Annotated in this window: 9 protein-coding genes; all 9 read left to right on the top strand. The window is 45.6% G+C overall.

The window, feature by feature from the left end; all coding sequences use genetic code 11:
• The first annotated feature begins 1 nt into the window (after position 1).
• Genes AC1DPZ_RS00955 through AC1DPZ_RS00915 form a run of 9 tightly spaced genes read left to right on the top strand, consistent with a single transcriptional unit; the run spans position 2 to position 14257 of the window.
• A complete protein-coding gene (locus AC1DPZ_RS00955) occupies positions 2-1138 on the top strand; it encodes a sialidase family protein (protein WP_477400603.1) in 1137 nt (378 codons plus the stop codon).
• A 12-nt stretch (positions 1139-1150) separates the two neighbouring features.
• Entirely contained in the window at positions 1151-2551 is a 1401-nt protein-coding gene (locus tag AC1DPZ_RS00950; protein WP_477400602.1) for an acetylxylan esterase, read from the top strand.
• 5 nt (positions 2552-2556) lie between these two features.
• Complete coding sequence (locus AC1DPZ_RS00945) at positions 2557-3450, top strand: sugar phosphate isomerase/epimerase family protein (protein ID WP_477400600.1); 894 nt, start codon at positions 2557-2559, stop codon at positions 3448-3450.
• Between the two features lie 6 nt (positions 3451-3456).
• Positions 3457-5379: a hypothetical protein gene (locus AC1DPZ_RS00940; RefSeq protein ID WP_477400599.1), complete on the top strand. Its 1923-nt coding sequence runs from the start codon at positions 3457-3459 to the stop codon at positions 5377-5379.
• Positions 5376-6101 (top strand): L-rhamnose mutarotase, encoded by a 726-nt coding sequence (locus AC1DPZ_RS00935; RefSeq protein ID WP_477400598.1) that lies wholly within the window; start codon positions 5376-5378, stop codon positions 6099-6101. The genes AC1DPZ_RS00940 and AC1DPZ_RS00935 overlap by 4 nt, the downstream gene beginning before the upstream one ends.
• Before the next feature lie 6 nt (positions 6102-6107).
• Positions 6108-7187, top strand: coding sequence for a Gfo/Idh/MocA family protein (locus tag AC1DPZ_RS00930; protein WP_477400596.1), 1080 nt, complete (start codon positions 6108-6110; stop codon positions 7185-7187).
• Positions 7188-7195: 8 nt separating this feature from the next.
• Positions 7196-8785 (top strand): sodium:solute symporter family transporter, encoded by a 1590-nt coding sequence (locus AC1DPZ_RS00925; RefSeq protein WP_477400595.1) that lies wholly within the window; start codon positions 7196-7198, stop codon positions 8783-8785.
• Positions 8786-10981 (top strand): alpha-L-rhamnosidase-related protein, encoded by a 2196-nt coding sequence (locus AC1DPZ_RS00920; protein ID WP_477400593.1) that lies wholly within the window; start codon positions 8786-8788, stop codon positions 10979-10981.
• Between the two features lie 3 nt (positions 10982-10984).
• Complete coding sequence (locus tag AC1DPZ_RS00915; RefSeq protein WP_477400592.1) at positions 10985-14257, top strand: glycoside hydrolase family 2 TIM barrel-domain containing protein; 3273 nt, start codon at positions 10985-10987, stop codon at positions 14255-14257.
• The last annotated feature ends 24 nt before the right edge of the window (positions 14258-14281 follow it).

Below are 14281 nucleotides of genomic sequence, written 5' to 3'. Positions count from 1 at the left end.
TATGTATAAGAAAATCTTGCTGATCATATTAGCCGCCTGCGCAATAGCCGGCGAAACATTTGCCCAAACTAATCCCTGGCGCAAAGGCATTGTAAAGGATGAATTTATTTACGATAAAGCACCTTATCCCGAATGCCATGCAGCCACCATTGCCGAAACACCAAAAGGCCTCGTGGCATCCTGGTTTGGTGGTACAAAAGAACGTAACCCCGATGTATGTATCTGGGTAAGCAGGTTGGTTAACGGCAAATGGACCGAAGGCATTAATGTGGCCAACGGCATACAGAACGATACTTTAAGCTACGCCTGCTGGAATCCCGTGCTTTACCAGGTTCCGGGTGGTAAGCTGTTGTTGTTTTATAAAATTGGCCCAAGTCCTGCAAAGTGGAGGGGGTATATGAAAACATCAGACGACGGAGGGATTAGCTGGTCGGCTCAAACTGCTTTGCCGGATGGCTTTTTAGGCCCGATTAAAAACAAGCCGGTTTTGCTGAAGGATGGCACATTATTAAGCCCGGTAAGTACCGAGGGTAAAGCCTGGCAGGTGCATTTTGAAGCCAGTCATGATTTTGGTAAAACCTGGACCATGATAGGCCCTATTAGTGATGGTAAAGAGCTGAAAGGTATACAGCCCAGTATCCTGATCCATAAAGATGGCAGGCTGCAGGTACTTTGCCGTAGCCAGAACCGGGCGATACTAACAGCCTGGTCAAAAGATAAGGGACAAACCTGGTCGCCGCTCGAAAGAACTACTTTGCCAAACAATAACTCGGGTACCGATGCGGTGACGTTAAAGGACGGCAGGCAGCTTTTGGTTTATAACCATGTGTTACCGCCGGGAACACTGGCAAAAGGCGCCCGTACGCCTTTAAACGTGGCTGTATCAAAAGATGGCGTTAACTGGTATGCTGCCGCGATACTGGAAGATTCGCCAATCAGCCAGTATTCTTACCCATCGGTGATCCAGTCGGCAGATGGACTGGTGCATGTGGTTTATACCTGGCGCAGGCAAAAAATAAAACATGTAGTGATCGATCCCCAAAAACTGGATCTGAAAGAAATAAAAGACGGGGTGTGGCCTAAGGTTGATGGGTACACAGCACCTGTGGCAACAACAGGTGATGCTAAAGATCTTTAAAGGAAAAATGTGATGAAAAAAATAATCGGTATACTCATAACCTGCTTTACATTATTGTTTTATACAGCCGGTGCACAGCAAACCACGGATGGCCTGTACAAAAAATCATTAAAGGAAGTACTTGATGAGATCCAGGATAGGTATCATGTAAAGATTAAATTCACCGATGCCCAGGTTCAGGATAAATGGGTAAACTATGCAGAGTGGCGTTTCCGGCCGGATGTGGATACTACGCTGGCTAATGTGCTTACCCCGCTCGATCTGAAAGTAAATAAAGAAGGCCCCGGCAGGTATAAGCTAAAGGAGTACGAATATTTCCGCTGGGCTGTTACCGATGGCTGGAAGGAGTTGGACCGTATTGCATCGCAGTATCATGATAAAGCGAGCTGGGAACAGCGCAAAGTTTTACTTAAACCACAACTATATAAAGCTTTGGAGTTATGGCCTTTACCTGCAAAACCTGCTTCAAAACCTATCATTACCCCAAAAAGAGTATTTGATGGTTACACCGTAGAGAACATAGCCATTGAAATTTTACCGGGTTTATACATCAATGGGTCGTTATATAAACCATCAAAAATAAAAGGGAAGATCCCGGTCGTATTAAGTCCCGACGGGCATTGGGAACACCAGCGCTACCGTGCCGATTGCCAGTTGCGTTGCGCCACCCTGGCCCGTATGGGGGTTATGGCCTATAGCTATGACCTTTTTGCCTGGGGCGAATCGCTGTTGCAGTTTAAGTACGAAGATCATCGCCGCAGCCTTGCGCAAAGTATTCAAATTTTAGGAGCTATCAGGATATTGGATTATGTATCATCATTAAAAGAAACGGATACTGCAAGAATAGGAATCAGCGGCGGATCTGGTGGCGGCAGCCATACCGTTTTAATGACCGCGTTGGACGACAGGATTAAGCTAAGCGCACCGGTAGTTTCTGTATCATCCTATTTTTATGGCGGTTGCCCCTGCGAAAGCGGGATGCCTGTACACCAGTGCGGAGGTGGAACAGATAATGTAGAGCTTGCAGCTATGGCCGCCCCAAAACCGCAATTGCTTGTATCTGACGGGCAGGATTGGACAGCCAATATGCCCGAACATGATTTTCCTTACCTCAAAAAAATGTATGGTTATTATGGAGCCGAAAATATGGTGGAAAATGTACATCTCCCCAATGAAGGTCACGATTTTGGACCATCCAAAAGGTTTCCGTTGTATAGGTTCATTGCCAAAAACTTCCACCTCAATATCAGCACGATTGAAGATAAGAGCGGCAATATAGATGAATCAAAAGTAACCATTGAAAAAGAACCGGCTATGTATGTATTTGGAGATAAGGGCGAAAAGCTGCCTGCCGGCGCCATACAAGGGTTTGACCAATTGAAAAAAGTTTTCGCGGCAGCAATAAACAAGTAGAGGATATGAAAAGCAGGATGATATTGGTTTTGGGCGTTGTGCTATTTACAATAGGGCTGGTACAACAGGTTATAGCGCAAACTCCATCGGCAAAACAGCGGTACAAGGTGGCCGTAGTTGACCTCATGATAATCAAAAGGCAAAAAATTGGCGCTTTCCAGCTTGCCAAAGATATAGGCGCCGACGGGGTTGAGGTTGACATGGGCGGCCTTGGCGATCGCGAGACATTTGATAATCAACTGGCAAAAGATTCGGTACGGGAACTGTTTTTAAATAAAGCTAAAGAACTGGGCCTGGAAATACCCTCATTGGGAATGACCGGTTTTTTTGCACAATCATTTGCCGAGCGGCCCACTGCTGTTAAGGCTGTTGAAGATTGCATCAATACCATGAAGCAAATGCATGTAAAAGTTGGCTTCTTGCCATTGGGTATTAAGGGCGACCTGGTTAAATACCCAAAGCTGCGCCCTGCAATAGTTGGCCGCTTAAAGGAAGTGGGTAAAATAGCCGAAAAAGCGGGTGTAGTGATTGGTGTTGAAACTTCACTGGACGCCAGGAGTGAGTTGCAGTTGTTAAAAGAGATAGGTTCGCCGGCTATAAAAAGCTATTTCAACTTTCAAAACGCGCTTGATAATGGCCGCAACCTGGAAAGGGAATTGCAGATACTGGGCAAGAAAAATATTGTAATGATCCACTGTACCAATACTGATGGCCAATGGCTACAGAACGACCCCGAAATAAACATGGAACGGGTAAAAGCAATTTTGGATAAAATGGGCTGGAGCGGCTGGCTGGTGATTGAGCGGTCGAGAGATACCAAAGATGTGCATAACGTTAAATGGAACTTTAGCGCCAATGCCACCTACATAAAATCAATTTTTCAAACATCAAACCAATAATTGTTAATGAACATCTGCCGCATATTTATCGTCGCTTTGCTGTTAATTGTTGCTTTAACGGGCAGCGTTTTGGCTGCGGAAATATGGGTATCGCCTAATGGTTCGGATAAAAATACGGGAACACAACAGCAACCGCTGGTTACGGTAGCAATGGCCCTTAGAAAAGCGCGTGAGCTGCGCCGCCTGAACGATGTATCCATAAAGGGAGGGATTCATATTATGGTGGAGAAGGGAGTTTACCAATTATCCGAACCTTTGTTTATTCGCCCCGAAGACTCGGGCACTGCGGATAGCCCTACTACTATAGAAGGCACTGACAAAGGCGAAGCTATTTTAAGTGGTGGTGTTAACGTAAACGGCTGGAAAAAGCTGCAAGGAAATATCCCCGGTTTGCACTTGAATGTTGCCGGGAAAGTATGGGTTGCCAACGCACCCTTAATTGGTGATGATGTAGTGAATTTCAGGCAATTATGGGTTAACAATATTAAAGCCACCCCGGCAAGGGAAACAGATGCGCCATTAATGAGCCGTATTTTATCGTGGGACCATCAAACCCAAATCTGCTGGATCCCTAAACCCGCGGCTTTTGATACCCTGCACATAAAGGGTATGGAAATGTTTATACACCAGTGGTGGGCTATCGCTATACTAAGGGTTAAATCGGCAAAAGTGGCGGGTGATAGTGTGATGTTATCTTTTTATCAGCCCGAAAGCCGCATCCAGTCGGAACATCCCTGGCCTGCGCCCTGGATCTCCAAAAAAACGGGCAACTCAGCCTTTTATCTCAGCAGATCGGCACAGTTTTTAAACCAGCCCGGTGAGTGGTACCTGGATATGGAACATCGTAAAATATACTACATGCCCCGCCCCGGTGAGGATCTGTCCACCGCCAGGGTAACTGTTCCTGTCCTTGAAAATATTGTAAAGATTGAGGGGACGATAGATCATCCGGTAAGTCATATCAGTTTTAAAAACATTGGTTTTCAACATAGCAGCTGGCTCCGGCCTTCAAAAGCAGGTTTGGTGCCGCACCAGGACGGCATGTATATGCTGGATGCCTATAAACTTAAAATACCCGGTACGCCCGACAAAAAAGGTCTGGAAAACCAGGCATGGGTTGGCCGGCCCGCCGCTGCCATTGAAGTGGCTTACGCTGCTTATACCACTTTTGAACGCTGCCGCTTTGAGCACTTGGCCTCAACTGGCTTAGATTACCAGCGGGCCACGCATGATGACGAGATAAAAGGTAACCTGTTTAAAGACATTGGCGGAACAGCCATCCTCGCCGGGGTTTATTCGTATGAGGCGCAGGAGGTTCATTTACCTTATAACCCAACCGACAAACGCGAAATATGCACCAACGACCGTATTGAAAACAACCTGGTAACCGATGCCACCAATGAAGACTGGGGATGCGTGGGCATTGGCACAGGATATGTAAAAGGCATTACTATAGCCCATAACGAGGTTTGCAATGTAAACTATACCGGCATCAGTATGGGTTGGGGCTGGACAAAAAGTACCAACGCGATGAGTGATAACCATATTACAGCCAATAAGATTCATCACTATGCACGTAATATGTACGATGTGGCAGGTATTTATACCTTATCGGCACAACCCGGTTCGGTGATCAGTAATAATTACGTGGATAGTATTTATAAAGCTCCCTACGCGCATGATCCCGAACACTGGTTTTACTTATATACCGACGAAGGCTCGTCATACATCACCATTAAAAACAACTGGTGCCCTGCAGAAAAATTCCTGAAAAATGCCAACGGTCCCGGCAATGTATGGGAAAATAATGGGCCGCAGGTGGCAAACGAAATTAAGAAAGCGGCAGGGGTGGAGCCGGCTTATCAATACCTGCTTAAATACAAAACAGTTAACCGGGAAGGCCAGCCCACTAATTATAAGTCGGAATGAGGCCTTTAATTATTCACATCACCCGGAGAAGTTTAGGATTAATGACGGTCCTGGTATTGCTGTTTAATGCAGCCTATGGAAGGGTAATTAACAACCCTTACGCTGTCGTTGAAATTACCGGACCAGTTGGGAAAACTATAGATCAACGACCGTTATTGAGCCTGGTTAAGAAGCAAAACTTGCCATTATCATCAATTTATGAGTGGAGTAACCATTTAGTTGTTTACGATAAATATCTGAATATAAATAAATTATATAATTTAATTAAAGAATTGTACCCCGGAATGACAATAAGGACATATAGTCATCCCTTTTATACTTTCAATAAGCAACAATGTTGCGTTAATTGCGTCTTAGCGCCGGAATGGCACAACATAATACTGGCGGCCAATTTGGTGAAAGAACCCAAACTGCAGCAGGAATATTTAAACTATCATGCAACCCAGTTTAAGAAATGGCCCCAAGTTTCCAAAGGTTTTTGCAACGCCAATTTTCAGCAACTGCTGGTTTTTAAAAATGGACGGCAGTTGATGTTAGTCATCAGCATCCCCAAAGGTGAAAGCCTGGATAAGCTGAATCCCAAAACAACAGAAAACAACCCGAGGGTAAACGAATGGAATAAACTGATGAAAAAATACCAGGAAGGTATTCCCGGTACAAAGCCCGGTGAAGTTTGGGTGTTTTTTAAGCCATTAAAAATCAATAATTCAGTAACTCAATAATTAAATATGAAGGTAGGAATATTAGGATTAGGCGAAGGCCGCAGTACCATGTCGGCAGTATTACAGAGCAACAAACTGGAATTGAAAATGGTATGCGATATGAGTATTGAAATGTGCAAACGCCGTGCAGCGGAATTTAACTTTCATAACTACACAACCAATTACCAGCACATGCTGAGCGATGCAGACATTGATATTATTGCTATTTATACGCCCGACCACCTGCATGCCGAACATGTGAAACAAGCCCTGCATTATGGCAAGCATGTGGTATGTACCAAACCCTTTATTGATGACCTTAGCAAAGCCGCCGAATTACTGGACCTGGTTGAAAAAAGTGGCAGAAGGGTGTTTGTTGGCCAAAGCTCCCGTTTTTTTGAGCCGATGAAAAAACAGCGCCAGGATTATGAAGCAGGCCTGGTTGGCGACCTTATCACCATTGAGGCTTATTATCATGCCGATCATCGCTGGTTTTTAGATAAACCATGGTCGTTACAAAATGCTTTTAAATGGCTTTATGGAGGCTTAAGTCACCCCACAGATTTTATACGCTGGTACCTGCCCAATATTGAGGAAGTAATGGGATACGGCATGTTAAGCTCAAACGGGGCAAAGGGCGGATTGAAGAACCCCGACACTATGCATTTTATATTCAAAGCAACAGATGGGCGCATTGCCAGGGTAAGCGGTTGTTACACCGGCCCGGTACAGCCCGCTACCCGTGATAGCGAGATGAGCTGCATTTTAAGAGGTACTGAAGGTTGCAGCCAGGGCGATTATATGGACCTGCGTTATGCCATAACCGATAAAACGGGCGAAGAAAGGATCATTACCTGGGAACATAAGCTAAAACATTATTTCCGTTTTGAGGGCAAAAGCCACCATGCGGGCGAATACCAGAACTATCTTGAATATTTTGCCGACAGTATTACCGAAGGTTTTACGGCTTACCCGGATATTAAAGAAGGTGTAGGCACCATTGCGCTGTTGCAGGCTATGGATCGTTCCCTGCAAACAGGCATGCCGGTTAAAGTCGACGATATTTTGGCCGAATATCATTTAACCGCTAATCAACTCAGTGCATGATTATCGCAATGAGCAATATCGTGTCGCGTTTAACGGCCCTGGATTACGCTGTGGTGGCCGTTTACCTGGTGCTCTTATTGGTAATTGGCTACCGTGCCAGCTTTGGCAATAAAAACAAAACGGACGAAACACTTTTCCTGGCCAATAAATCATTAGGATGGCCAAGTATAGGTTTCAATATGTGGGGTACCAACGTGGGGCCATCCATGCTGCTGGCTTTTGCCAGTATTGGCTATAGCACGGGCATAGTAGCCGTAAATTTTGATTGGTATGCCTTTGTATTCCTGATGCTGCTGGCCCTGGTTTTCGCGCCCAAATATATTGCTGCTAAAGTATCTACCATGCCCGAGTTTATGGGCAACCGTTACGGCGACTCAACCCGGAACATCCTGGCCTGGTATGCACTCATTAAAATGCTCATTTCCTGGTTGTCTTTAGGTTTGTTTGCCGGCGGTTTTTTGGTAAGACAGATATTAGGAATCCCCATGTGGCAATCGGTTATTGTATTGGTTTCATTTGCGGGGCTGTTTGCATTTGCCGGGGGCTTAAAAGCCATTGCCAAAGTGAATGTATTCCAGATGTTATTGCTCATCGGTGTATCATTAACCTTAACGGTTTTAGGTATAAACAAGGCGGGCGGTCTGTCGGCGGTATTTCATAAAGTGCCCGGCAATTATTGGAACCTTATTCATCCGGCCAGCGATGTAAAATATCCCTGGTATGCTATATTGCTGGGTTACCCGGTATCTGCCATCGCGTTTTTTTGTACCGATCAGGCTATGGTACAATCTGTGCTGGGTGCTAAAAACCTGGAGCAGGGCCAGCTTGGTGTTAATTTTATAGGCTGGCTTAAAATCTTGTCGCTGCCCCTGTTTATCCTTACGGGTATTTTGTGCTTTATCCTTTACCCGCACCTGGATGATCCCGCATTGGCCTACATGACCATGGTGACCAACCTGTTTCCTCCCGGCATGAACGGATTGGTGATAGTAGTGCTGATAGCCGTTTTGGTGGGTACTATCGGCTCGTCATTAAACTCGTTAAGTACGGTTTTTACCATGGATATTTATGCCGAAAAGATAAACCGGAATGCCAGCAACCACGACCTGATCAGGATTGGCCGGTGGGTGGTTGTTGCAGGCTGCCTGTTTGCAATAGGCATGGCACTGGCTATTGATAGCATTAAAGGGCTTAACCTTTTCGATGTATTTCAGTCGGTACTGGGCTTTATAGCCCCGCCGCTGGCAGTTGTGTTCCTGCTTACAGTTTATTGGAAACGCACTACACGTAAAGCCGTGAATACTATTCTTTCGGCAGGTTCGGCTTTTAGTTTGGGTACGGGAGTGGTTTACCTGTGGGTGCTGCCATCTGCTAAGTACAATCTCTGGCCGCATTACCTGCTACTGTCGTTTTACATTTTTGTTTTTCTTGCTGCCCTGGCTGTTGCCATTTCCTTACTGGATACCTCGCCCGAAATTTATAAACCGGATGCTTCGGAAATCAGCCGGATAGCCAAACCAACCAAACGGGTAAAATTAGCCTGGACATTACTCACCATAGTAATGATTGTTTTATACCTCATTTTTAACGGACACTAAATGAAAAACACCACTACACATAAAAAATTAAACGGCTGGCATTATGTGATGCTATGCCTGGGTTTCCTGTTTTTTGCTGACACGGCAATGGCGCAAAAAGCCAACTGGATCTGGTATCCCGGCGACTATGAAGTATGGTTGAGCAATAAAATGCAAAACAGGCGTACAGAGCGGGGAGCATTCCTGCCCCCTTTCTGGAAGCTGGACAGCCATTACGTGCTGATTGATTTTCACAAAGATTTTGTGTTGCCTAATGCCGAAAAGGTGGAGTTAGCCGTTGAAGGGCAGTACAACGTAAAGCTGGATGGCAAAGCTTTACCGGGCTATCCAAAATCAATAAATATCCCCGCCGGTAAGCATCGGTTGAGCCTTAAGGTATCTAACCAGGCAAGTGTACCGGCTATATATGTAAAAGGACAATACCTGGCATCAGATACCTCCTGGCTGGTTACCTACGAGGATAAGGAGTGGATAGACGAATCCGGCAAAACATCTGATGTATCAGCCACAAAATATGTAGCAGCCGGAGCGTGGAATTTTGACTCATCAGCGCAACTGCCATCAGCGTTCCGTTTGCCTGTGGAAGAGCATCAACCCGAAAAAACTGAAAAAAAAGATCATTCCATACTGGTAGATTTTGGAAAGGAAACCTTTGGTTATGCCAAGCTGATCGGCCTAAAAGGTAAAGGCAACATCAGGCTTTGCTATGGTGAATCAAAGGAGGAGGCCTTGTCTGCCGCTACCTGCGAATTGCTGGATAGCATCCAGGTTGATCAGCCGCAAAAGGCCGATCTTACGATGGAAGGTTCGCGCGCGTTCAGGTACATTAATGTATTGTTTGACGATGATGTGAGCATAGATAATGTAGCCATGCTTTACGAGTATTCGCCGGTTCAGCAGCGGGGAAGTTTCCGTTGTTCTGATGAGCAGGTTAATAAGATCTGGGATATATCGGCCTATACGCTGCATTTAAATACCAGGGAATTTTTTATTGATGGTATAAAACGCGATCGCTGGGTATGGTCGGGTGATGCCTACCAAAGTTATTTAATGAACTACTACCTGTATTTTGATTCACCAACGGTAACCCGCACGTTGTACGCCCTGCGCGGGAAAGACCCCGTAACCAGTCACATCAATACCATTATGGATTATACCTTTTACTGGTTCATGGGTATTTATGATTATTACCAGTATACCGGCGATAAAGCTTTCATTAAACAAATGTATCCCCGCATGCAAAGCATGATGAACTATTGCCTCTCCCGCAGGGATAAGGACGGCTTGATGGAGGGTCTGCCCGGTGACTGGGTGTTTATTGACTGGGCTGATAAACTAAGTAAAAAGGGAGAGGTGAGCTTTGAGCAATTACTGCTTTGCCGAAGCCTGGAAACCATGGCTTTATGCGCCAATATCATGCAGGATCAATCCCAGGCCGCTCAATATCAACAATTATCAACCGGTTTAAAATCAAAAATATTTGCTTATTACTGGAATAGTGAAAAACATGCCTTTGTACACAGCCGGGTAAACGGTGCGCAAACGGATAATGTAACCCGCTATGCCAATATGTTTTCCATCTTCTTTAACTATTTCACCGAAGCCCAAAAGCAGGAAGTTAAAAAATACGTGCTGCTGAACGATAAAATTCAAAAGATAACCACCCCATATATGCGCTTTTACGAACTGGAAGCCTTATGCGCCATGGGCGAACAAAGTTACGTGCTCAAAGAAATAAAGGATTACTGGGGCGGCATGCTCAACCTTGGGGCTACTACTTTTTGGGAGGTATATGACCCGGCTGAAAGCGGCGCGGCACATTATGCCATGTATGGCCGCCAGTTTGGTAAAAGCCTTTGCCATGCATGGGGGGCAAGCCCTATTTACCTGTTTGGTAAATATTATTTAGGGGTTAAGCCAACAGCTCCAGCATACCAGCAGTACCTTATTGAGCCAAAACTTGGCGGTTTGCAATGGATGGAAGGCAGTGTGCCAACCCCACATGGCGACATTAAAGTGTATTGCAGCACTAAACAAATAAAAGTAAGTGCGGGTAGTGGCACAGGAACATTACGTTTCGCCAGTAAAACAACACCAGTTTGTAAGGATGGTGTGATAGTAGTAAAAGATAAAGACCTGTATGAAATAGCCATTCAAAAGGATAAAAAATACACGGTAGCATATAGTGCATTGTAAGTGATGATGAAAAGACTGATTTTTATTTTATTCGTTTTGGGATTTTTGCCCTGTAGGCTTTACGCCCAGTTGGTTGATAAAACCCCGGCGCCTATACCCAATGTGCCGGTGGTTTATGATGCCGAACCCTGGGAAAACCCATCTGTTGATGGCATAAACCGCGACCCGGCCAGGGCTACAGCTTATTCATACAGCAGTATTAAAGATGCGCTTGCCGGCAACCGTGAAAAATCGGGCAGAATGATGTCCTTAAACGGCTACTGGGATTTTAGCTATGCCGTTAAACCGGGTGATGCGCCAAAGGATTTTTATAAAGGCCGGGTAAGCGGGTGGAAAAGGATCATCGTGCCCTCCAGTATCGAGATGCAGGGTTATGATAAGCCTATTTATAAAAGTGCTGTTTACCCGTTCCGGCCGGTGAACCCGCCGCATGTGCCACAGGATTATAATGGCGTTGGCAGCTATCAGCGTACGTTTACCCTGCCTCCAAACTGGAAGGAACTGAATATCACGCTGCATTTTGGCGGTGTAAGCTCGGGTTTTAAGGTATGGCTTAACGGTAAATTTTTAGGTTATGGCGAGGATAGCTTTCTGCCATCTGAGTTTAACATCACGCCATATTTGCAGGCAGGCGAAAACGTGGTATCCGTACAGGTGATCCGCTGGAGCGATGGCTATTTTTTGGAAGACCAGGACCAGTGGCGCATGAGCGGCATACATCGCGAAGTAATGCTACTGGCCGAGCCTAAACTGAGGATTGCCGATTTTCAGTGGCAGGCTAAGCTGGATAAACAATATAAAGATGCCGTGTTCAGCATCCGCCCGCGGATGGAGAACCTTACAGGCAAAGCTGTTCCCGGGTATAAAATCGAGGCGCGGCTTTTCGACAAAAACAATAAGGAAGTATTTCAAAAGCCATTGGAACGCAGTGTGGAGAGCATGATCAACGAAATCTATCCCCGGCTGGATAATGTAAAGTTTGGTTTGCTGGAAACAACGCTGAAAAACCCAGATAAATGGAGCGATGACCGGCCTAACCTTTATACGCTTACCCTATCGCTGCTGGATAGCGCCGGGCAAACTGTGGAAGTAAAAAGCTGTAAGGTAGGCATCAGGAGCATTGAGTTTGGCAAGGATGATGGTAAATTACTCATTAACGGAAAAGTTACTTACCTGTACGGCGTAAACCGGCCCGACCATGACCCGGTAAAAGGCAAGGCATTATCCCGCGAGGATATTTTAAATGATGTGCGCACCATTAAACGCTTTAATTTCAACTGTATCCGTACAAGCCATTACCCAATGGACCCTTACCTGTATGACCTGTGCGATGAATATGGCATTTTGGTAATTGACGAGGCTAACCTGGAGACACACGGTCTCGGCTCCAAATTAAGTAACGACCCTATGTGGACGGGCGCTTATCTTGACCGTGCCACCCGCATGGTGATGCGCGACAAGAACCACCCAAGCATCATCACCTGGAGTTTAGGGAACGAGGCAGGCAGGGGGCCAAACCATGCAGCTATGGCCGCATGGATCCATGATTTTGATATTACCCGCCCGGTGCATTATGAACCCGCCCAGGGAACCCCGCAGGCCGAAGGTTATGTAGACCCAACCGATCCGCGTTATCCTAAAACAAACGATCACTCGCACAGGCTGCAAAACCCGATAGACCAGCCTTATGTAGATATTGTGAGCCGCATGTACCCCGGTTTATACACGGCGCCATTATTGGCCAACCAGCAAAATGGCGATAACCGGCCAATATTTTTTGTGGAATACGCGCACGCTATGGGTAACTCCAACGGCAACCTGAAAGAATTTTGGGATCAGTGGCGATCAACCAAACGCATCATAGGCGGCGCCATATGGGAATTTAAAGACCAGGGGCTGTTAAAAAAAGATTCTACCGGGGTATTATACTATGCCTATGGCGGCGACTATGGCGAACGTTACTTTGATAATTTCACCATCAAGGGTATTGTAGCATCAGATGGGCGGCCGAAGCCTGCTATCTATGAATGCAAGCACGTTTTTCAGCCTGCCGTTTGTGAATTGGTTGATGCCGGTAAAGGATTGATCAAAATTAAAAACTGGCATAGTACGGTTTCATTAAGCCAATACGATGTATATCTCCAGGTGCGGGAAGATGGGCATATCATTGCCAAAAAACAATTACCGCATATTGATTTGGCTGCAGGTAAGGACACCATCATCAGCATAAAACAATACCTGCCCCGTTTTAAAACGAACCACGAGTATTTAGCCGATATTCATTTTACACTTGGCGAAGATAAACCCTGGGCTGCAAAAGGTTATGAAATTGCAGAGGATCAGTTTGCACTGACGGGTTTGCCTGTTGTTAAATCAATTACTGATAATTACCCGGAGATTACTGTTGATGACGCTAACTCCGCATATACATTAAGCGGGAACAATTTCAAGCTCCGGGTAGATAAAACAAACGGTGCCTTAAGTTCATATGTATTGCAGGGACAGCAGCAGATATTCGCGCCGCTTTTACCACATTTTACACGGCCCGTTACCGATAATGATCACCGGGGATGGAAAGCCGAAGAAAAACTAAAGCCATGGTTTATCAACCAGCCCCAGTTAAAAAATATCAACATTAACCGCTCTGTAAAGGGCCTGGTGAAAATTAACAGCACTTACACGCTTATTAATGACAGTGCTTCTGTTAAAGTTACTTATACCATAAACGGAAAAGGTACTATCAAAGTTGATTACAGCCTGGTCGCCGATAAAAACCTGCCCGGTCTTCCCAAAGTAGGTATGCAAATGGGCATTTTACGGGCTGATAGCAATATCGCTTATTATGGCCGCGGGCCTTACGAAAACTATACAGACAGGCGTACAGCATCCGAAGCCGGTATTTACAATCAGGTCATCAGTCAGTTTATAGAGCCATATGTGGTACCACAGGAAAACGGTAACCGCACCGATGTGCGCTGGATGCTGCTGCATAATAAAACTAATGGCCTGCTGGTAACTGCCGATAGCCTGCTCAGCATGAGCGCCTGGCCTTATACCGAGGATAATATCCTGCATGCTAAACATACCAACAAGCTAAAAGACGCTGGTTTTATAACCCTAAATATCGACCTGGTACAAATGGGAGTTGGTGGAAATGATAGCTGGTCGGAAGTGGCGGCGCCAGTGGAACAATACCGCATACCTGCAAAGGATTATCATTATACGTTTTATATCGCGCCATGCCGTATAACGGAGATGTTGATAAAGCAAGAGTAGTGGCTGGTAAAACAAAATTTAACT

Source organism: Mucilaginibacter sp. P4_G9 (genome assembly GCF_056400985.1).
Note: the sequence above shows the minus strand (reverse complement) of the source record. Positions and strands in the feature narration are given on the sequence as shown.

Bases quoted from the DNA above. Each gene is read 5' to 3' on its own strand.
- AC1DPZ_RS00955 (WP_477400603.1), top strand. From the start codon at position 2: ATGTATAAGAAAATCTTGCTGATCATATTAGCCGCCTGCGCAATAGCC.
- AC1DPZ_RS00950 (WP_477400602.1), top strand. From the start codon at position 1,151: ATGAAAAAAATAATCGGTATACTCATAACCTGCTTTACATTATTGTTT.
- AC1DPZ_RS00945 (WP_477400600.1), top strand. From the start codon at position 2,557: ATGAAAAGCAGGATGATATTGGTTTTGGGCGTTGTGCTATTTACAATA.
- AC1DPZ_RS00940 (WP_477400599.1), top strand. From the start codon at position 3,457: ATGAACATCTGCCGCATATTTATCGTCGCTTTGCTGTTAATTGTTGCT.
- AC1DPZ_RS00935 (WP_477400598.1), top strand. From the start codon at position 5,376: ATGAGGCCTTTAATTATTCACATCACCCGGAGAAGTTTAGGATTAATG.
- AC1DPZ_RS00930 (WP_477400596.1), top strand. From the start codon at position 6,108: ATGAAGGTAGGAATATTAGGATTAGGCGAAGGCCGCAGTACCATGTCG.
- AC1DPZ_RS00925 (WP_477400595.1), top strand. From the start codon at position 7,196: ATGAGCAATATCGTGTCGCGTTTAACGGCCCTGGATTACGCTGTGGTG.
- AC1DPZ_RS00920 (WP_477400593.1), top strand. From the start codon at position 8,786: ATGAAAAACACCACTACACATAAAAAATTAAACGGCTGGCATTATGTG.
- AC1DPZ_RS00915 (WP_477400592.1), top strand. From the start codon at position 10,985: ATGATGAAAAGACTGATTTTTATTTTATTCGTTTTGGGATTTTTGCCC.